General features: G+C 58.3%; 18 protein-coding genes and 3 pseudogenes. 10 read left to right on the top strand and 11 right to left on the bottom strand.

The features are described 5' to 3' along the window. Positions 1 to 6 precede the first annotated feature (6 nt). From pstA to G9Q84_RS06060, 5 genes are all read left to right on the top strand, one after another. Entirely contained in the window at positions 7 to 1,677 is a 1,671-nt protein-coding gene (pstA, locus tag G9Q84_RS06080; RefSeq protein ID WP_032884458.1) for a phosphate ABC transporter permease PstA, read from the top strand. Between the two features lie 131 nt (positions 1,678 to 1,808). Continuing rightward, complete coding sequence (gene pstB / locus G9Q84_RS06075) at positions 1,809 to 2,642, top strand: phosphate ABC transporter ATP-binding protein PstB (protein WP_032884457.1); 834 nt, start codon at positions 1,809 to 1,811, stop codon at positions 2,640 to 2,642. Between the two features lie 70 nt (positions 2,643 to 2,712). Further along, entirely contained in the window at positions 2,713 to 3,474 is a 762-nt protein-coding gene (phoU, locus tag G9Q84_RS06070; protein ID WP_032884456.1) for a phosphate signaling complex protein PhoU, read from the top strand. Positions 3,475 to 3,642: 168 nt separating this feature from the next. After that, a complete protein-coding gene (locus tag G9Q84_RS06065) occupies positions 3,643 to 4,551 on the top strand; it encodes a response regulator (RefSeq protein ID WP_032884455.1) in 909 nt (302 codons plus the stop codon). 80 nt (positions 4,552 to 4,631) lie between these two features. After that, positions 4,632 to 5,294 (top strand): M23 family metallopeptidase, encoded by a 663-nt coding sequence (locus G9Q84_RS06060; protein WP_032884454.1) that lies wholly within the window; start codon positions 4,632 to 4,634, stop codon positions 5,292 to 5,294. 3 nt (positions 5,295 to 5,297) lie between these two features. Here the strand turns inward: G9Q84_RS06060 and G9Q84_RS06055 are convergent, their stop codons facing one another. The 3 genes from G9Q84_RS06055 to phoB all read right to left on the bottom strand — a co-directional run bounded on the left by G9Q84_RS06055 (position 5,298) and on the right by phoB (position 8,966). Beyond that, a complete protein-coding gene (locus G9Q84_RS06055; protein ID WP_032884453.1) occupies positions 5,298 to 6,638 on the bottom strand; it encodes a hemolysin family protein in 1,341 nt (446 codons plus the stop codon). A 269-nt stretch (positions 6,639 to 6,907) separates the two neighbouring features. After that, a complete protein-coding gene (gene phoR, locus G9Q84_RS06050; RefSeq protein ID WP_185160015.1) occupies positions 6,908 to 8,194 on the bottom strand; it encodes a phosphate regulon sensor histidine kinase PhoR in 1,287 nt (428 codons plus the stop codon). An 82-nt stretch (positions 8,195 to 8,276) separates the two neighbouring features. Continuing rightward, on the bottom strand, positions 8,277 to 8,966 hold the full coding sequence (gene phoB, locus G9Q84_RS06045; protein ID WP_032884451.1) for a phosphate regulon transcriptional regulator PhoB: 690 nt from the start codon (positions 8,964 to 8,966) through the stop codon (positions 8,277 to 8,279). Positions 8,967 to 9,121: 155 nt separating this feature from the next. Between phoB and G9Q84_RS06040 the strand changes: the two genes are divergently transcribed. Then, complete coding sequence (locus G9Q84_RS06040; RefSeq protein ID WP_032884450.1) at positions 9,122 to 9,502, top strand: COG4315 family predicted lipoprotein; 381 nt, start codon at positions 9,122 to 9,124, stop codon at positions 9,500 to 9,502. Between the two features lie 32 nt (positions 9,503 to 9,534). On the opposite strand, the gene ubiA is transcribed toward G9Q84_RS06040, so the two are convergent. Further along, positions 9,535 to 10,425 carry a 4-hydroxybenzoate octaprenyltransferase gene (gene ubiA / locus G9Q84_RS06035; protein WP_032884449.1) on the bottom strand — a complete coding sequence of 297 codons (891 nt, stop codon included), beginning with the start codon at positions 10,423 to 10,425 and terminating at the stop codon, positions 9,535 to 9,537. After that, the gene (locus G9Q84_RS06030; protein ID WP_181643030.1) at positions 10,425 to 10,988 is read right to left on the bottom strand and encodes a chorismate--pyruvate lyase family protein; all 564 of its coding nucleotides are present in this window, start codon (positions 10,986 to 10,988) and stop codon (positions 10,425 to 10,427) included. The genes ubiA and G9Q84_RS06030 overlap by 1 nt, the downstream gene beginning before the upstream one ends. Before the next feature lie 195 nt (positions 10,989 to 11,183). On the opposite strand from G9Q84_RS06030, the gene G9Q84_RS06025 reads away from it, so the two are divergent. From G9Q84_RS06025 to G9Q84_RS06015, 3 genes are all read left to right on the top strand, one after another. Then, positions 11,184 to 11,351, top strand: a complete 168-nt coding sequence (locus G9Q84_RS06025; RefSeq protein ID WP_032884447.1) for a rubredoxin — start codon at positions 11,184 to 11,186, stop codon at positions 11,349 to 11,351. A 36-nt stretch (positions 11,352 to 11,387) separates the two neighbouring features. Continuing rightward, the gene (locus G9Q84_RS06020) at positions 11,388 to 12,536 is read left to right on the top strand and encodes an NAD(P)/FAD-dependent oxidoreductase (RefSeq protein ID WP_032884446.1); all 1,149 of its coding nucleotides are present in this window, start codon (positions 11,388 to 11,390) and stop codon (positions 12,534 to 12,536) included. 191 nt (positions 12,537 to 12,727) lie between these two features. Then, on the top strand, positions 12,728 to 13,003 hold the full coding sequence (locus G9Q84_RS06015; protein ID WP_003176958.1) for an HU family DNA-binding protein: 276 nt from the start codon (positions 12,728 to 12,730) through the stop codon (positions 13,001 to 13,003). Positions 13,004 to 13,159: 156 nt separating this feature from the next. Here the strand turns inward: G9Q84_RS06015 and G9Q84_RS06010 are convergent, their stop codons facing one another. Further along, entirely contained in the window at positions 13,160 to 13,570 is a 411-nt protein-coding gene (locus tag G9Q84_RS06010; protein ID WP_032884445.1) for an SMI1/KNR4 family protein, read from the bottom strand. Beyond that, a pseudogene (locus G9Q84_RS06005) lies at positions 13,561 to 15,357 on the bottom strand (HNH endonuclease signature motif containing protein); the annotation flags it as partial. The pseudogene G9Q84_RS06005 and the gene G9Q84_RS06010, both read right to left, overlap by 10 nt. Positions 15,358 to 15,372: 15 nt before the next feature. Here G9Q84_RS06005 and G9Q84_RS06000 point away from each other — a divergent pair. Then, positions 15,373 to 15,618: an HU family DNA-binding protein gene (locus G9Q84_RS06000; RefSeq protein ID WP_181643029.1), complete on the top strand. Its 246-nt coding sequence runs from the start codon at positions 15,373 to 15,375 to the stop codon at positions 15,616 to 15,618. A 91-nt stretch (positions 15,619 to 15,709) separates the two neighbouring features. Here the strand turns inward: G9Q84_RS06000 and G9Q84_RS05995 are convergent, their stop codons facing one another. The 4 genes and pseudogenes from G9Q84_RS05995 to G9Q84_RS05980 form a co-directional block, all read right to left on the bottom strand. Continuing rightward, on the bottom strand, positions 15,710 to 16,189 hold the full coding sequence (locus G9Q84_RS05995) for an Imm26 family immunity protein (RefSeq protein WP_181643028.1): 480 nt from the start codon (positions 16,187 to 16,189) through the stop codon (positions 15,710 to 15,712). Beyond that, positions 16,180 to 17,055, bottom strand: a pseudogene (locus G9Q84_RS29975) (RHS repeat-associated core domain-containing protein); the annotation flags it as partial. The pseudogene G9Q84_RS29975 and the gene G9Q84_RS05995, both read right to left, overlap by 10 nt. A gap of 416 nt (positions 17,056 to 17,471) precedes the next feature. Next, complete coding sequence (locus tag G9Q84_RS05985; protein WP_181643027.1) at positions 17,472 to 17,912, bottom strand: hypothetical protein; 441 nt, start codon at positions 17,910 to 17,912, stop codon at positions 17,472 to 17,474. A gap of 20 nt (positions 17,913 to 17,932) precedes the next feature. Beyond that, positions 17,933 to 18,163, bottom strand: a pseudogene (locus G9Q84_RS05980) (hypothetical protein); the annotation flags it as partial. Positions 18,164 to 18,179 lie beyond the last annotated feature (16 nt).

The following is an 18,179-nucleotide window of genomic DNA, read 5'->3' as shown; positions in this document are numbered from 1 at the left end:
AAGTCTGTGAAACAGAACTCCCTGAATGGATGGTTCAAGAGCGGCGCCCCCGGCGTCTGGATCAGCGGTGGCGCGGTGTCCATCGCGGTCATCATGACCATTGGTTTGCTGGCCGTGATTGCCGTACGTGGTTTGGGCCACTTCTGGCCAGCTGACCTGATCCAGGCCAACTACAACGTGCCGGGCCAGGAAAACCACATCGTCATCGGCGAAGTGGTGCAGAAAGAAGAAGTGCCCCGCGAGCGCCTGAAAAGTGCTGGCCTGCCGGTGCCTGATGAAGGCCCGGAGTTCATGACCCGCGAGCTGATCAAGGTCGGCAACCGGGATTTGAATGGCAACGACTTCACCTGGATCGTTGGCGAGTGGTTGAAAGACCAGAGCACACCGAAAAACCTCATGGCCATCGAGCGTCGTGAGTGGGGCAATTTCTACGGCACCCTGGTCAACGTCAAGCAGGATGGCAAGGTCATCGCCGAAGGCGAGGCCGCTTGGCCGGAGCTGCAGGCCCGTGTCGATCGCGTCAACAAGCTCGCCGCACAGCTCAAGAGCCTGGAAAAGACCGATATCGGCGCGATCAACGCCGGACTCGAACGCATTCGTCTGCACGGTCGCAAACTGGAGCTGGAAGGCAAGCTTGATGCCGCCGCCCAGGCCGATATGGATGCTGACCGCGCCGAGCTGAATGCCCGTTACCAGGACATCGAAGCGCGCCTTGCCGATCTGCACGCCCAGTTCAACCGCGATGCTTTGACTGCTCGCGATGGCAACGGCAAGGAAATTGAAATCGGCATCGGCAAAGTGGTCCACGCCTACCAGCCGAACGCCATGGGCACGATGACCAAGATCGGCTTCTACTTCAGCAAGGTCTGGGAATTCTTGAGCGATGACCCACGGGAAGCCAACACCGAAGGCGGGATTTTCCCGGCGATCTTCGGCACCGTGATGATGACCCTGATCATGGCGATGATCGTGACCCCGTTCGGCGTGCTGGCGGCCGTGTACCTGCGTGAATACGCCAAGCAGAACACCCTGACTCGAATCATCCGCATCGCCGTGAACAACTTGGCCGGTGTACCGGCCATCGTCTACGGCGTGTTCGGCCTGGGCTTCTTCGTGTATGTACTGGGTGGCTCAGTTGACCGCCTGTTCTTCGCCGAAGCCCTGCCGGCACCGACCTTCGGTACGCCGGGCCTGCTGTGGGCCTCGCTGACCCTGGCGCTGCTGGCGGTGCCGGTGGTGATCGTGGCCACCGAAGAAGGCCTGGCGCGGATTCCCCGCACCGTGCGTGAAGGCTCCCTGGCTCTGGGCGCGACCAAGGCGGAAACGCTGTGGAAGATCGTGCTGCCGATGGCCAGCCCGGCGATGATGACCGGCATGATCCTGGCCGTGGCCCGTGCCGCCGGTGAAGTGGCGCCGCTGATGCTGGTCGGCGTGGTGAAACTGGCCCCGTCGCTGCCGCTGGACGGCAACTACCCGTACCTGCACCTGGACCAGAAGATCATGCACTTGGGCTTCCATATTTATGACGTCGGCTTCCAGAGCCCCAACGTCGAAGCCGCACGGCCACTGGTGTACGCCACCGCCTTGCTGCTGGTGCTGGTGATCGCCACGCTCAACTTGTCGGCGGTGTGGATTCGTAACCACTTGCGCGAGAAGTACAAGGCGCTGGACAGCTGATCTGAATTGAACGCGGACTTATTTGTGGGAGGGGGCTTGCTCCCGAGCGGTGTGCCAGCCGGCACACATGTTCCTGAAGCATCGCTATCGGGGGCAAGCCCCCTCCCACACAACAGCACAGGGAGCATCCCATGCAACACGACACCCATTCCCATGGCATCAACATGTCTGCCCTGGGTCGCGACAAGCAGAGCCTGAGCCTGGCCCAGGAAACCGTGGCCATCGAAGTACCGGGCTTGAGCCTTTACTACGGTGACAAGCAGGCGCTCTTCGACGTCAGCATGAACATTCCCAAGCAGCGTGTGACTGCCTTTATCGGCCCGTCGGGCTGCGGTAAATCCACGCTGTTGCGCACGTTCAACCGCATGAACGACCTGGTCGACGGTTGCCGTGTGGAAGGTGCGATCAACCTCTACGGCACCAACATCTACCGTAAGGGCGAAGACGTGGCCGAGCTGCGTCGCCGCGTGGGCATGGTGTTCCAGAAGCCGAACCCGTTCCCCAAGACCATTTACGAAAACGTGGTCTATGGCCTGCGTATCCAGGGCATCAACAAGAAGCGCATCCTCGACGAAGCGGTTGAGTGGGCCCTTAAAGGCGCGGCGCTGTGGGACGAGGTCAAAGACCGTCTGCATGAGTCGGCACTCGGCTTGTCCGGTGGTCAGCAGCAACGTCTGGTGATCGCCCGCACCATCGCCGTGGAGCCGGAAGTGTTGCTGCTCGACGAGCCGTGTTCGGCACTCGACCCGATCTCGACCCTGAAAGTGGAAGAGCTGATCTACGAGCTCAAGTCCAAGTTCACCATCGTTATCGTGACCCACAACATGCAACAGGCGGCGCGGGTTTCCGACTACACCGCCTTCATGTACATGGGCAAGCTGGTGGAGTTCGGCGATACCGATACCCTGTTCACCAATCCGGCGAAGAAGCAGACCGAAGACTACATTACCGGTCGCTACGGCTAGGAAGCTGTGGTTCTGTTTGCATTGACGCTGCGGTTCTCCGCACCTTACCGGACGCTCCAAGGACGCCAACATGATTAGCAAAGAAGGCCTTACCCATCACATCTCCGCGCAGTTCAACGCCGAGCTTGAGGAAGTGCGCAGCCACCTCCTGGCGATGGGCGGCTTGGTGGAGAAGCAAGTCAACGACGCCGTGACCGCGCTGATCGAGGCCGACTCGGGCCTGGCCCAGCAGGTGCGTGAGATCGATGACCAGATCAACCAGATGGAACGCAATATCGACGAAGAATGCCTGCGCATCCTGGCCCGTCGCCAGCCAGCGGCCTCGGACCTGCGTTTGATCATCAGCATCTCCAAGTCGGTAATCGACCTGGAGCGCATCGGCGATGAGGCCACCAAGATCGCCCGTCGCGCCATCCAGCTGTGCGAGGAAGGCGAAGCGCCGCGCGGCTACGTGGAGGTTCGCCACATCGGCGACCAGGTGCGCAACATGGTGCGCGATGCGCTTGACGCGTTTGCGCGTTTCGACGCCGATCTGGCGTTGTCGGTGGCGCAGTACGACAAAGTCATCGACCGCGAATACAAGACAGCCCTGCGTGAACTGGCCACCTACATGATGGAAGACCCGCGCTCTATCTCGCGGGTCTTGAGCATCATCTGGGTGCTGCGTTCCCTGGAGCGGATCGGCGATCACGCGCGCAATATCTCGGAACTGGTGATCTATTTGGTTCGCGGTACTGACGTACGGCACATGGGCCTTAAGCGCATGAAGGCTGAAGTTGAAGGTTCCGCCGATCAAATCCCTAATGTTCCGGGCGAATCTGACGATAAGTAAGGTTGCCCGAGAAATTAACGCCCGGCCTTTGGTCGGGCGTTTTCGTTTCTGGTGTCTGAATTTTTTGCGCAGCGGAATAAATAAAGTCCAGCTGTGACTACCGAGTTTTGGCAAAATGCCATCAGTCAGGCGTTCTGCGTGCCGAAGTTTTTATAGGATGAAGGGTCGATGAGTAAAGTCAGTGTATTGGTGGTGGATGACGCCTCGTTTATCCGCGATCTGGTGAAGAAGTGCCTGCGCAACTACTTCCCCGGGATCAAGCTTGAAGATGCGGTGAACGGCAAGAAGGCCCAGACCATACTGATGCGCGAGAGCTTCGACCTGGTGCTGTGCGACTGGGAAATGCCGGAGATGTCCGGCCTGGAGCTGTTGACCTGGTGCCGTGAGCAACCGCACCTCAAGGCCATGCCGTTTGTGATGGTGACCAGCCGGGGCGACAAAGAGAACGTAGTGCAGGCGATCCAGGCCGGGGTTTCTGGTTACGTCAGCAAACCGTTCACTAACGAGCAACTGCTGAACAAGGTCAAACAGGCCCTGCACAAGGTCGGTCGCCTCGACGCCCTGGTTGCCAGCGCGCCGACCAAAATGAACTCGGCCTTTGGCAACGATTCCCTGAGCGCCCTGACGGGCGGCAAGCCTGAAGCGTTGCGTTCGGCCCCCGTTGCAGCTGCGGCGTCAGCGCCCAGCAAAGGCCTGCTCAACAGCCCGCCAGTGCAAGCCCCTTCCGCCGCGCCGGCCGCCGGTCGTGGCCAGGGTCAACTGCGGCTGTCCAGCGGCACCCAGCAATGTGTCATCAAAGCGCTGAGCATCAAGGAGGCGCTGCTGGTAGTGCGTCGCACTGAAGTCCTGCCTCAGGTGCTGGAAAGTGCGGTGCTCGACCTTGAGCAAGGCGACAACGCCGAGGTGGCCCGTCTCAACGGCTACCTGCACGCCATCGTCGCCTTCGAGCCCAAGCCCGACAGCGACTGGCTGCAACTGACCTTCCGGTTTATTGACCAGGATGCGCAGAAACTCGACTACATCTCCCGCCTGATTGCGCGCGGTACGGCTCAGAAGCATTTTGTGCCGGGTGCCTGACCCTTTAAGGTTCAGCTCACCACAAGATTGTCATTAACCCTTGCTAACCTGCCGCTCAGTCATCCCGGCAGGTTCGCGCCATGCTCCTTCGTCTTTTGATCTGCTGCGGGTTGGCCACGGTCACCACCTCGACCTTGGCCATGACCCTCTACAAATCCACTGACGCCAATGGCGTGGTGTTTTTCAGCGACCGGCAAACCCCCGGCGCCCAGGCGTTTGTGATCCAGGAACGCAAGGTCGAGCGTCCAATGCTCGACAGGCCAACCCCCCGTTATCGACCCCAAGCCTACCGCTACCCCTTGCCCTGGCGCGGCGGTCCGTTCCGCTTGACCCAAGGTCCCAGCGGCAGCTTCAGCCACACCGACGTCAAGAGCCGCTACGCCATGGACATCGCCATGCCCGAAGGCACGCCGATCATCGCCGCGCGCAGTGGCGTGGTGGTGAAGACCGAGAACGAGCAGGCCGGGCGGGGCAATGATGCATCGGGGAATTTTGTGCGGGTGCAGCATGATGACGGCACCGAGGGGGTGTACCTGCATCTGAAGCAGGGGTCGGTCAGTGTGAGGGTAGGGCAGCGCGTGGCGGTGGGGAGTCCGCTGGCGTTGTCGGGCAATACCGGCAACAGCAGCGGGCCGCACCTGCACTTTGTGGTACAGCGCGCCACCGAGGCAGGGCTGGTGTCGATCCCGTATGAGTTCAACCAGCCGGTGGGCGCATTGCCCAACTTTGCGTTGGGCAATTGAGGGTCAATCGAGCATCAATACCTTGGCCAGTACGATCTTCGGTCCTTTCATCTTCTTGATGATGATCCGCAGGCCTTCAACCTCCAGCACTTCTTCCTCTTCCGGCACCCGTTTCAGGGTTTCGTAGACCAGGCCGGCCAGGGTTTCGGCTTCGATATGGTCCAGGTCGATGCCGAGCAGGCGTTCCACCTTGAACAACGGGGTATCGCCACGTACCAGCAGCTTGCCCGGCTGGTAGGCCAGGATGCCGCGTTCGGCCTTGCGGTGTTCGTCCTGGATATCGCCGACCAGCACTTCCAGCACGTCTTCCATGGTCAGGTAGCCGATGATGTTGCCGTCGGCCTCTTCGACCACGGCGAAGTGCGAGCCGCCTTTACGGAACTGCTCCAGCAACTGCGACAGCGGCATGTGGCGCGACACGCGCTCCAGCGGGCGAGTCAGCTCGGCCAGGTTGAACGACTCGGGGATATGGTCGAGTTCGGCCAGCTCCAGCAGCAAGTCCTTGATGTGCAGCAGGCCGACGAACTCCTGGCGGACGCTGTCGTACACCGGGTAGCGGCTGAACTTGTGGCGGCGGAACAGTGCGAGGATTTCCTTGAGCGGTGCGTTGAATTCCAGTGTCACTAGGTCTTCGCGGGAGTTGGCCCAGTCGACCACTTCCAGTTCGCCCATTTCCACGGCCGAGGCCAATACGCGCATGCCTTGGTCGCTAGGGTCCTGGCCACGGCTGGAGTGCAGGATCAGCTTGAGTTCTTCGCGGCTGTAATGGTGCTCATGGTGCGGGCCGGGCTCGCCTTGGCCGGCGATGCGCAGGATCGCGTTGGCGCTGGCGTTGAGCAGGTAGATGGCCGGGTACATGGCCCAGTAGAACAAGTACAGCGGCACCGCCGTCCACAGCGACAGCAACTCGGGTTTGCGAATGGCCCAGGATTTGGGCGCCAGCTCACCGACCACGATGTGCAGGTAGGAAATCACGAAGAACGCCGCAAAGAACGACACGCCCTTGATCACTTCCGGCGATTCGACGCCCACGGCGGCCAACATCGGTTCAAGGATGTGCGCAAACGCCGGCTCACCGACCCAACCCAGGCCCAGGGAGGCGAGGGTGATACCCAGCTGGCAGGCCGACAGGTAAGCGTCGAGCTGGCTGTGTACGGTACGCAGGATCTGTCCACGCCAGCCGTTGGTGTGGGCGATGGCCTCGACTCGGGTGGAGCGCAACTTGACCATGGCAAATTCCGCCGCAACGAAAAAACCGTTGAGCAGTACCAGGATCAGAGCAAAAAGAATCATGCCGAAGTCGGCGAAGAGTGTAGAGAGGGTGATACCAGGGGAAGGGTCCATGATTGGGTTTTGCAGGTTCCATGTGTTCAATAAGGGGTGACAGGCAGGCCCGAGAGGCAGGCGCAAGTCGGCCAATGTAGCGGCTGGCGGGGCGCTTGCCTAGTACCCGCTGCCGGGCGGGGGCGGAATACGGCCTCCAAAATGATGCAAGTCTACTGTGGGAGGGAGCTTGCCCCCGATAGGAGCGGATCAGTTACAGATAACTTAACTGACGCACCGCCATCGGGGGCGAGGAGCCCCTCCCACATTATCTTTGTGTCGTCTTCGGGTTATTCATCTGCGGCGATCGCCCGCGAACGCGTCACCTGCGCCGGCGGAAAATGGCAGGTAAAGGTGCTGCCATGTCCCAGCACGCTGCTGATTTCCAGGCGCGCTCGGTGGCGCAGCAGCACATGTTTGACGATGGCAAGGCCCAGCCCGGTGCCGCCGGTGTTGGAGTTGCGGCTGGAGTCGACACGGTAGAAACGCTCGGTCAGGCGAGGCAAGTGCTTGGCGTCGATGCCGATGCCGGAGTCCTGCACGCTCAGGTGCGCGCCTTGCTCGTCGGCCCACCAGCGGATGCGGATGGCGCCTTTGTCCTGTGTGTACTTCACGGCGTTGAACACCAGATTGGAGAACGCGCTACGCAATTCGCCTTCGCTGCCCTTGAGCAACACCTGTGGATCGGCTTCCAGGCTGATCTGCTGCCCGCGCTCGCCGGAAAGGGCCTGCGCGTCATTCTTGATGGTCTGCAACAGGCTTTGCACCGCCACCGGATGATTGTCCGAGGGGTAATCGGTGGCTTCAAGCTTGGCCAGCAACAGCAGGTCGTTGAGCAGGGTCTGCATGCGCGAGCCTTGTTGCTGCATCTGCTGCAGGGCACGGCTCCAGCGTGGGTTGATCTCGTCGACGTTATCCAGCAGCGTCTCCAGATAGCCGCAGATCACCGTCAACGGCGTGCGCAGTTCATGGGAGACGTTGGCGACGAAGTCTTTGCGCATCTGCTCCAGTTGGTGGATGCGCGTTACGTCGCGAACCAGCATCAGGTGCTCGTTGTTGCCATAGCGCGTCAGGTACAGCTGGATGCGCACACGGTCGTTGGTCGGCGAGGGGATTTCCAAGGCTTCTTCGTAGTTGTCCTGCTCGAAGTATTCCTTGAAGCGCGGGTGGCGTACCAAGTTGGTCACCGGCTGGCCGCTGTCCTGGGGCGTTTTGAGGCCCAGCAAGGTCTCGGCGGCACGGTTCCACCATTCCAGGTTGCCGTCGCTGTCGAGCATGATCACCGCGTCCTTGAGCGCGGCGGTGGACTCCTGCACCCGGTCGATCACCGCTTGCAGGCGACCGCGTACCCGTTGGTCGCGGCGTTGCAGGTGGTAAATACTGTCGAACACCTCGCCCCACAGGCCGTAGCCGTCGGGTGGTGCTTCGTCGGGTTTGTGCTGGCGCAGCCATTCGTGCAGACGCAGCAGTTGCTTGAGGGTCCAACCCAAGTACAGGCCGATGCCGATGGCCAGGCTCCAGCCGTAGTAGCCGCTGATCAGCCCGACCAACAGGCAGCCGGTGATCAAAAGAAGCATGTGGCGGATCAGGGTGCCATGCCAGTTCTGGTTCACTTAAACATGCGTCCTTGTCAGCTGTTAAGGAAGTAGAAGGGTTGGCTCAGCTTTTGGTGGAGAACCGGTAGCCAGTGCCGCGCACGGTTTGTACCAGATTCTCGTAGGCGTCGCCCAAGGCTTTGCGCAGGCGGCGGATATGCACGTCAACGGTGCGCTCCTCCACATACACATTGCCGCCCCACACCTGGTCCAGCAGCTGGCCACGGGTGTAGGCGCGTTCCTGGTGGGTCATGAAAAATTGCAGCAGGCGGTATTCGGTCGGGCCCATCTCGGCCGGTGTGCCGTCGATGGTGACGCGGTGGCTGATCGGGTCGAGAATCAGACCGCCGACTTCAATCGGCGCTTCGCCATCGGTCGGGCCGGCGCGGCGCAATACCGCCTTCAGGCGCGCTACCAACTCCCGTGGGGAAAAGGGTTTGGTGATGTAGTCATCAGCGCCCACTTCCAGGCCCTGAATCTTGTTGTCCTCTTCGCCCTTGGCGGTGAGCATGATGATCGGAATATCCCCGGTCAGTTCATCACGCTTGAGGCGGCGGGCCAGTTCGATGCCGGAAGTGCCAGGCAGCATCCAATCCAGCAGGATCAGGTCCGGCTTACGGTCGACGATAATGGCATGGGCCTGCTGGGAGTTCTCAGCCTCCAGGCAGTCATAGCCGGCCATTTCCAACGCAACGGCGATCATCTCGCGGATGGGCGCTTCGTCGTCAACAATCAGAATGCTCCTGCCAACCATGCTCAAAAATCCTCTTGTCATTTAACTGTCTTGCGCCGCATTAGATAACGGAATTATTGCAGTCGTGTGACAGTAATTTAGTCGCTTGGGCAAATCACGGCACTCTGGACTACCCTTTGGGTCCGAATCCTGACAACCACAAAAGGAAGGTTCCTATGACTTACCGTACTGTTTCCTGGAAAGCCCTGCTGGTAACGGCCGCGTTGACGCTGCCGACCCTGGCGTTCGCGGCGGAGCCGGCGATGACCAAAGACGGGATGCTGGTGGATCACAAGGAAATGACGCTCTATACCTTTGCCAAGGATGCCGATGGCAAATCCATGTGCAACGACAAGTGCGCGACTAACTGGCCGCCGTTGATGGCCGAGTCTACCGACAAGCCAATGGGCAAATGGACTGTGATCACCCGTGATGACCAAAAGAGCCAGTGGGCCTACAACGGTAAGCCGCTCTATACCTTCGTCATGGATAAAAAGGCCGGCGACATGACCGGCGACGGCAAAATGGACGGCGCCTGGAAAGTCGCCAAGCCCTGATTCAGGCCACTCTCGGTGAGGGGCCTGGCCCCTCATCGAAACCCGTAATCCGCCACAATCCCAACAAAAATTGCCAACCCGGCCCAGTGGTTGTGCAAAAACGCCTTGAAGCATTTCAGGCGGTCCCGGTCGCGGGTGTACCAGAACTCCCAAGCGAAACACCCCGCCGCAGCTAGCAGCCCCAGATGGAACCATCCGCCCAACTCAAACCGCGTCCCCGCCAGCAACAGGCACACCAGTGCCAGGCTTTGCAGGGTCAGGATGATCACGCGGTCGGCATCGCCAAACAGGATCGCGGTGGATTTCACGCCAATCTTCAGGTCGTCGTCACGGTCGGTCATCGCGTAATACGTGTCGTAGCCTACCGTCCACAGCAGGTTGGCGATGTACAACAGCCACGCAGCAGCGGGCAGGCTGCCGGTCTCGGCGGTGAAGGCCATCGGCATCCCCCAGGAGAACGCCGCGCCCAGCACCACTTGCGGGTAATAGGTGTAGCGCTTCATGAACGGGTAGCTCGCCGCCAGCGCCAATCCACCAAGGGATAACAGGATCGTGGTGGCGTTGGTCAGCAGCACCAGCAGGAAACTGATACCCATCAGCACCGCAAAAAACACCAGCGCCTCTTTGGAGCTGATCTTTCCGCTCACCAGTGGGCGCTGCTCGGTACGCTTCACATGGCCATCGACCTTGCGGTCAGCCCAGTCATTGATCACACAGCCGCCCGCCCGGGTCAGCACCACGCCCAACACGAAAATCACAATATTGATGAAAGAGGGAGAACCCTTGCCCGCAATCCACAACGCCCAAAGTGTCGGCCACAGCAGCAAGTAAATGCCGATGGGCTTGTCCATCCGGGTCAACTGAATAAAGTCCCAGGCCCTCGGGTTCAGGCGGTTCAGGGATTTGAGCAGACGTTGGTACATCAGCAGTTCTCCGGATGTTCATGCAGCACGTGCCAGAAGTCCGGCAGGAAGATTTCCGCTACCAACACGCTTAGCGATCCACGATCAAAACGTGAGCGGCGTGCCCATAGCCCATCCGCCTGATCGGCTGTCGGCAGCCATTGCCGTGGGTAATAGCACACCTCGATTGCCTGGCGCGTGAAGGCTTGATCGCAGAACAGCAACTCGCCCAGGGAGCGGCTGCCCAGTTCATCCATGTGCAGCCCATCGCCCTGCAAGGCACTGCGCGCCGCCACGCTGCGGGCAAACACCCACGGCTGACCGTGCCCACGCAAGTACACCTCGCGCACCCAGCCGACAGTGGCCGGGGCCAAGTCCAGGGCGGCGCACTCGTCGTCTCGCAGCGGCTGCCAGCCTTCGAACAGTGGCGTTACGCTGAAACCGTCGTTGGACAGCCCTGTCAGCCGCCGTGTCAGCGAGCCGTCATCGAACAGCCAATTGAGGGTCAATGGTGTAGGCAGAGGGCTCAAACGGCTCTGGATCAGCCATTGGCAAGCATCGGGGAGGGCGATTGAGTGCGGCACGGTGAGTCAGTATTGGCAGCAAAAGAGGCGGCGAGCTTACCATGGCACCCTGGGCTTTTGCCGGGCTCAACCGGCACCTTGCGTCGATCGCGCTTGCATCTGCCGGCCCCGATCAGTACAAAACGCCCTGAGCCGCGCGGCAACGCTGGATCCAACGACCGCCGGCCAAGACGCCTGAACCTGAGGAAGCAAGTAATGAAGAAGTGGCAATGTATCGTCTGTGGCCTTATCTACAACGAAGCCGACGGCTGGCCGGATGACGGCATTGCGCCCGGCACTCGTTGGGAAGATGTCCCTGCAGACTGGCTGTGCCCGGATTGCGGCGTGGGCAAAATGGATTTCGAAATGATCGAAATCGCTTAATCCCGAATTTAAGAAACGTACTACAAGGAGAATGGAATGAACGCACCTGTCGTGATCATCGGCACAGGATTGGCCGGTTATAACGTGGCCCGGGAGTTTCGCAAGCTCGACAGCGAAACCCCCTTGCTGCTGATCACCGCAGATGACGGGCGCTCCTACTCCAAGCCCATGCTCTCCACAGGCTTTGGCAAAAACAAGGAGGCCGACGGCCTTAGCATGGCTGAGCCGGGCGCCATGGCCGAGCAACTCAAGGCCGAAGTGCGAACTCACACCCGTGTCAGCGGCATCGACCCGGGCCACAAACGCCTGTGGATCGGCGAGGAAGCGGTGGTTTACCGTGACCTCATCCTGGCCTGGGGTGCAGAAACCGTACGCGTCCCGGTTGAAGGCGACGCGGCGGAACTGATTTTCCCGATCAACGACCTTGAAGACTACGCACGCTTTCGCGCTGCCGCTGCTGGCAAACGCCGCGTGCTGCTGCTCGGCGCCGGCTTGATCGGCTGTGAATTCGCCAATGACCTGATCCTTGGCGGGTATGAAATCGACCTGGTCGCTCCGTGCGAGCAAGTGATGCCAACCCTGCTGCACCCGGCAGCCGCTGCCGCTGTACAAGCTGGCTTGGAAGGCCTGGGGGCGCGTTTCCACCTGGGGCCGGTGCTCAACCGCCTGCAGCGCACGGCGGACGGGCTGGAAGCGCACCTTTCTGACGGTGAAGTGATCCCCTGCGATCTGGTCGTTTCGGCCATCGGCCTGCGCCCACGTATCGACCTGGCTGCCGCCGCGGGCCTGCAAATCAACCGTGGGATCATGGTGGACCGTCACCTCAAGACCTCCCACGCCAACATCTACGCCCTGGGCGACTGCGCCGAGGTCGACGGCCTGAACCTGCTGTACGTCATGCCTCTGATGACCTGCGCCCGCGCTCTGGCCCAAACCCTGGCCGGCAATGCCACCGCCGTCAGCTACGGCCCGATGCCCGTCACCGTGAAAACCCCGGTCTGCCCGCTGGTGGTTTCGCCGCCGCCAAGGGGCACCGAAGGCGTCTGGAGCGTCGAAGGCCAGGGCGCCGACATCAAGGCCCTGTGCCGCGACGCCAGCGGTCGCCTGCTGGGTTATGCGCTGACGGGCACGGCGGTGATGGAAAAACTGGCCCTCAACAAAGAACTTCCGCCTTTACTGGCGTAAATGCCGGTCGTTCTGTCGGAATTAGCACATTCCTACCCTCAGAAAGGTCGCCGCGAGACTGGCGGAGCGTGCGAGGGCATGCCATCCTCACTCCCGTCTGCCGCAGAGTAGAGCCTGCGGCGCTTTGGGCGCTGCTCCAGAAGAGAGCAGCACGGACATAACAACAAAAAACCGTCAAAGAGGCTTCACACATGCGTAAACCAGAACTCGCAGCCGCCATCGCTGAAAAAGCAGATCTCACCAAAGAACAGGCCAACCGCGTCCTCAACGCCGTTCTCGAAGAAATCACCGGCGCCCTGCACCGCAAGGACAGCGTCACCCTGGTTGGCTTCGGCACCTTCCTGCAACGCCATCGTGGCGCCCGCACCGGCAAAAACCCGCAAACCGGTGAGCCTGTGAAAATCAAGGCGAGCAATACCGTTGCATTCAAGCCGGGTAAATCGCTTAAAGACACCGTTAACGCGTAATTGCAGTACCGTCTCGACAGGGGGCGGGGTGGTATAAAAAATGGGCACGCCGACTGGGTTGGGTGCCCATTTTTTGTGGGGACGTACCATCCGGCTATGTTGAACAGCGCCAGCATACGGGGCGCGGACCTATCTACCCGAACAAGTGCAACGCTTCTATCCGTTTGTGAGCTCACTCATAAACTCTTCAAATGATTCGCAAACAAATGCAAGCTCCTCTTCGTCCATCAAGTAAATATAAATGTATCCAAAGTCATTCTCCTTTACTGACAGGAGAAATGAGTTTCCGACCCTGTCATAAGCAAAGGGGATCATTTGTTTTAGCGATGGAATATCGTCAGTTAAATCTCTATAGATCGTTTCGACAGGTGCGTCACCATATTTGATAGGTGTAAAACCGCCCAAAAAAAAATCATTGTCGTCATTGCTGTCGGATAGATCACCGCCATTATGCTTTAGATAAAACTGTCTAAAGGCCGTCGGTAATTGCACGTGGAATATTTCTTGGAACTCGTTCAGTTCCTGTACAGAAAGAGCCTGTTTGGAGTCTTCAAGTTTCAGCCGCATTTGGGTGCTCCCTTTGTTCTACTCTTAAAGCGACCTGGGTGGGTGTAAGCCTTGCCTGTCGCTGCTTTGTATTGGGCGGCACCACCTTTATGGGTTATGCCGTTATGAGCATCTTTTTTAATTAGTTGCATAGTGCCTTTGTTGGTCTCCGGGTCGTAATCATCCAGGTGGTGCCAGACATGCCCGGCCGGTGCGCGCTTTTGATTCAATTTTGCCGCTTTGTTGGCGAGCTCTTCGTCTTTTTGATAGTCACCAGTGTATTCAATTCTGACAATTGGATTAACACCGGGTTTTTTATTGTAAAGCGCATTGCTGTTTGAATAGTCGAGCCCTCCGCCGGGGGTCTTCGTAACGCCTGTGTAGCCGCGATCTTTCAGTTTTACCAGCGGGTCAACTGCGAGTCCCAGAGGGTCAGCATAGCCGACAGGGTTAGGTGCATAAGTGTAGAAATTGAGGCCTCCAGCCAAACCTATCGGGTCGGGAGTGGTAAAGCGGCCTATGTCGGGATCGTAGAAGCGTCGGGTGTTGTAGTGCAATCCGATCTCACGATCCAGATACTGCCCCTGAAACCTTAGGTTCTGCTCTTCAATAAAGTAAGGCTCCCGCACCTCCTCCACGGTATTGCCCCACACCCGATAAGTCGCCTGCCACAGGGTGTGCCCATCAGCCTCTGTCAGTTGCTCCGGCAGGCCGTTGAGATCGTTGTGGTAGTAGCGAATTTTTTGCAGCTCCCCGATGCCATCGACGCGGGCCAGGGGTTGGTAGCCTTCGTCTTCATAGACGTAAAGGCTGGTCTGGCTGTGCTTTTGCTCCTGTAACAGACGCAAGCCGTCCCACAGGAACTGGGTTTCGCTCAGTGGATAACCATTGCTGCCGTGTTCGGTCTTGCCGATGCGCCGGCCCAGTGGGTCGTAGGCCATGCGCACTACGCTGCCGCCTTCATTACGCACTTCAATCAGCCGGCTTTCGGCGTCGTACGCAAAGTGTTGTACGCCTCGGGCGCCGCTGCGTTTTTCGATCATCCGCCCAAACGCGTCATAGCGATAACGTTTGTCCTGATAGGTCAGCAGCTTGTTATGCGCCACCAACCCGGCAGCGGCCTGCGGGCCGTCGAGCAGGTTGGCGGCGGCGTCGTAGGCGAAGGTTTCGCGTTGGCCGTGCAGGCTGTCCTGGCTGGCGATGATGCGGCCGGTGGCGTCGTAATGCAGCAGTTGGCGATGCTGCGTGGTGGGTTGCTGGTCGAGTTTGCCAATCAGGTTGTCGGCGGGGTCGTATTCGAAGTGCTTCTGTATCGCCGCCGGTACCAACGCCGGCTGGCTGGTGTGGCGGCGTTGGCGTGAGCGCAGGCGGCCGCTGCGGTCGTACTCGCTGCGGGTGCTGATCTGGCCTTGGGTGCGCAGTACTTCACGGTGCAGGCGGTCGCGCTCAAAGTCACTGATGACGTGGCCGTCGAGGTTGATCTGATGCAGATGACCACTGTCGTAATGTAGGCGATTGATCCAGCGCCCATCGGGCAGTTTGCTTTGGATCCGGTTCCCCAGTTCGTCGTAGTGATTTTGCAACGAGCCCGCTTGGCTCCGTTCTTCCAGCATTTACCCGAGAGCGTCGTACGAGAACCCCAGTGTCTGTGAATGACCGCTCGTGTCCATGAAGTGGACGCGAGTCAGTTGGTCCAACACATCGTAGGGGTATTGGGTGTGACCATCATCTGTCACCTTGGCGCTCAAGCGCCCCATTGCATCACGCTTGAGTCGATGAATAATGGGTTTTACAGCTATTTCCGGTACCAGCCCAATGGTGCTATGGCCGGCAGGATCCGTGTCAAAGAACAGGCCAACCGCGTCCTCAACGCCGTTCTCGAAGAAATCACCGGCGCCCTGCACCGCAAGGAAAGCGTCACCCTGGTTGGCTTCGGCACCTTCCTGCAACGCCATCGTGGCGCCCGCACCGGCAAAAACCCGCAAACCGGTGAGCCTGTGAAAATCAAGGCGAGCAATACCGTTGCATTCAAACCGGGTAAATCGCTGAAAGACACCGTCAACGCGTAAGCAGTGCCGTCTCGACAGGGGGCGGGGTGGTAGGAAAAATGGGCACGCCGACTGGGTCGGGTGCCCATTTTTTGTGGGGGTACCATTGAAACTAAGCGCCAAGCATGAACTTTATTTGATCGTCCTGTTTTGGGCTGTAGGCGGGGTAGTCCTGTGACGCAGCATTTGAGACAGGGCTGGTGTTGCCAAATATGTCGACTTTTTTACGGTTTTCTTCTGCACCATAAACGAAATAAAAGTTGTCTACGCCGCCAGGGATAAATTCGGGGCCTGAACCGATGATTCGCCACTCGCCCGATATTTTTTTATCGAACAGACCATAACTGTCCAGCACAACGGGTGGAATTATTCTCTTTGCGGCGCTTATCTGTTGCTCCGAAACAGTGGGTTCAGGCAGAAACAGGTCATAAATTTCTGCTGTGTGTCCGACGCTGACTTTGGCAATTATCCGTCCGAAGCAGTAACGGCCTTTACTCACTTCAAAGCAGAAGACATCCCCAGGCTTGATTGAGCGCAGTACCGTTCTTGGCTTTTTTTCCCAGCCGAATAATTTGAAATTACTCAACGACATTTTCCTCCTCCTCTTTTTCCTGGGCCGGAATTTTTGCTGTTATAGGCACCTGTAAAGTACTTATGGCGACCTCGTTCACGCGTGGTGTTGTCGTGATCGAAGGAGTTGTATTTATTGCCTCGGTTGGTGGCCGATGGGCTTTCGCCGATTATCCCGTTCTTGGTTTGATAGCGTTCGATATAGGCTTGTTCATAAGTGATGTCCTCATCAATCGGGATCAAACCGGTTTTTCTCGTTCCGGTCAGCCTTCCAGAGTCAACATGTTCTGCCGTTCTTCGATCAAGGTCGTTGGTGATGCCCACGTAATAGGGGTCGCCGACAGGCTTACCATTTATGTCCAGATCATACAGGCCGTATACGTTGTAGCCAGGAGCGTCAACTGGCGTCAGGCCTAGCGGATCGATATATCCGACAGGATTTTTAGCATACTGGTAAAGATTGATTCCTCCCGCCAACCCTATCGGATCAGGCGTGGTGAACCGGCCGATGTCGGGGTCATAAAATCGAAACGTGTTGTAATTCAGTCCCGTTTCTCGATCGAAGTACTGCCCCTGAAACCTCAGGTTCTGTTCTTCGATGTAATAAGGTTCCCGGATTTCTTCTACCGTATTACCCCATACGCGGTAACTGGCCTGCCATAGTGCATGCCCGTTGGACTCGGTCAGCAGTTCGGGCAGGCCATTGAGGTCATTGTGGTAATAACGCACTTTCGACAACGTACCTACACCGTCAACGCGTGCTAACGGTTGGTAGCCACTGCCTTCGTATAAGTACAGGCTGGTCTGCTGGTTACGGTTCTCAAGCAGCAATTGCAAACCGCCCCATGTGAAGCGGGTCTCCCCAAGGACGTAGCCGTTACTGTCATACCGGGTAAATCGCTGAAAGACACTGTTAACGCGTAATTGCAGTACCGTCTCGACAGGGGGCTGGGTGGTATAAAAAATGGGCACGCCGACTGGGTTGGGTGCCCATTTTTTGTGGGGGCCTTGCTGGTTAATCACACAAGCGAGTGATCCGGAAAATGGCTCAGTTTGAACTGCTTTAATTCTTGTGCAATGGAGTTTTCAAGTTTCTCGGGGGCCATCAGCGTTTAAGCGGAGAAAGGGACGGGACACGATTCTTAAATAAATACGTCCCCTTATTCTGAGGACCTCGCGGTGCAAGCGGTCGCGTTCGAAGTCGCTGATCACCTGGCCGTCGAGGTTGATTTGGTGCAGGTGGCCGCTGCCGTCGTACCGGCGATTGAGCCAGCGGCCATCGGGTCATATCGTCTGGCTTACTATCAAGTGTGGCCTGGTATCCAAAATAGGCTTTTACCTCCAGATTTAATGATTTTCTCAACCAGTTCAGTAAATGATTTTGCGATCAGTGTGCTCTCGTCGGCCGTTGGGTAACTGTCCCAGAACGAGTCGTAGCAATAGCCAAATTGCGGGCCGGGTTTCAGGTCAATTGAAATTATTTGATCCTCACATTTAACGAGCGCGTACCAGTTAGCTGAGTCTGGGTCGTCCAAGTCTTCGTTCATAACGACAAAGTCGGAACGTTCAAGCTCTGGCGCCAGAATTGTGAAGCTGTACTGTGCCTTTGGATAGAAAACAGCGCTGCTGTAATGCTTATAAAAATCGGCCAAGTCATCGGGGACGAGATTGCTCGGCAACCCAGTAGAAGGCGTTGTCGTGCAGTCAGAATTCTCTATCAAATCAACGATTTTAATCAGGCTCATCTTCCGCATCCCTTACGCAGGTAACCGTCCTCTTCATAGATATAGAGGCTGGTCTGGCTATGTCGGTGCTCCTGCAACAGACGCAACCCCTCCCAATCAAAGCGGGTTTCACCCAGCGGATAACCGTTGCTGTCATGTTCGGTTTTAGCGATGCGCTGCCCGAGTGGATCAATGTCACGACGCGTTTCGCATCCATCTTTCTCGCTATGGATTTCGATCAAGCGATGCTCGGCATCGTAGGTGAAGGTTTCCCGTTGACCTTGGGTG

Origin of the sequence: Pseudomonas sivasensis (assembly GCF_013778505.1) — a bacterium.
GTDB classification, from domain to species: Bacteria; Pseudomonadota; Gammaproteobacteria; order Pseudomonadales; family Pseudomonadaceae; genus Aquipseudomonas; species Aquipseudomonas sivasensis.
The sequence above is the reverse complement of the archived record's forward strand: the minus strand, read 5'-3'. Positions and strand labels throughout refer to the sequence as shown.

What these genes read in the sequence shown, in the direction of transcription:
- G9Q84_RS05985 (WP_181643027.1), bottom strand. Translation starts at nt 17,912, where the DNA reads ATGAGCCTGATTAAAATCGTTGATTTGATAGAGAATTCTGACTGCACG.
- G9Q84_RS06060 (WP_032884454.1), top strand. Translation starts at nt 4,632, where the DNA reads ATGCTCCTTCGTCTTTTGATCTGCTGCGGGTTGGCCACGGTCACCACC.
- phoB (WP_032884451.1), bottom strand. Translation starts at nt 8,966, where the DNA reads ATGGTTGGCAGGAGCATTCTGATTGTTGACGACGAAGCGCCCATCCGC.
- ubiA (WP_032884449.1), bottom strand. Translation starts at nt 10,425, where the DNA reads ATGTACCAACGTCTGCTCAAATCCCTGAACCGCCTGAACCCGAGGGCC.
- pstB (WP_032884457.1), top strand. Translation starts at nt 1,809, where the DNA reads ATGCAACACGACACCCATTCCCATGGCATCAACATGTCTGCCCTGGGT.
- phoU (WP_032884456.1), top strand. Translation starts at nt 2,713, where the DNA reads ATGATTAGCAAAGAAGGCCTTACCCATCACATCTCCGCGCAGTTCAAC.
- G9Q84_RS06025 (WP_032884447.1), top strand. Translation starts at nt 11,184, where the DNA reads ATGAAGAAGTGGCAATGTATCGTCTGTGGCCTTATCTACAACGAAGCC.
- phoR (WP_185160015.1), bottom strand. Translation starts at nt 8,194, where the DNA reads ATGCTTCTTTTGATCACCGGCTGCCTGTTGGTCGGGCTGATCAGCGGC.
- G9Q84_RS05995 (WP_181643028.1), bottom strand. Translation starts at nt 16,189, where the DNA reads ATGTCGTTGAGTAATTTCAAATTATTCGGCTGGGAAAAAAAGCCAAGA.
- G9Q84_RS06020 (WP_032884446.1), top strand. Translation starts at nt 11,388, where the DNA reads ATGAACGCACCTGTCGTGATCATCGGCACAGGATTGGCCGGTTATAAC.
- G9Q84_RS06065 (WP_032884455.1), top strand. Translation starts at nt 3,643, where the DNA reads ATGAGTAAAGTCAGTGTATTGGTGGTGGATGACGCCTCGTTTATCCGC.
- G9Q84_RS06010 (WP_032884445.1), bottom strand. Translation starts at nt 13,570, where the DNA reads ATGCGGCTGAAACTTGAAGACTCCAAACAGGCTCTTTCTGTACAGGAA.
- G9Q84_RS06015 (WP_003176958.1), top strand. Translation starts at nt 12,728, where the DNA reads ATGCGTAAACCAGAACTCGCAGCCGCCATCGCTGAAAAAGCAGATCTC.
- G9Q84_RS06040 (WP_032884450.1), top strand. Translation starts at nt 9,122, where the DNA reads ATGACTTACCGTACTGTTTCCTGGAAAGCCCTGCTGGTAACGGCCGCG.
- G9Q84_RS06000 (WP_181643029.1), top strand. Translation starts at nt 15,373, where the DNA reads ATGGCCGGCAGGATCCGTGTCAAAGAACAGGCCAACCGCGTCCTCAAC.
- G9Q84_RS06055 (WP_032884453.1), bottom strand. Translation starts at nt 6,638, where the DNA reads ATGGACCCTTCCCCTGGTATCACCCTCTCTACACTCTTCGCCGACTTC.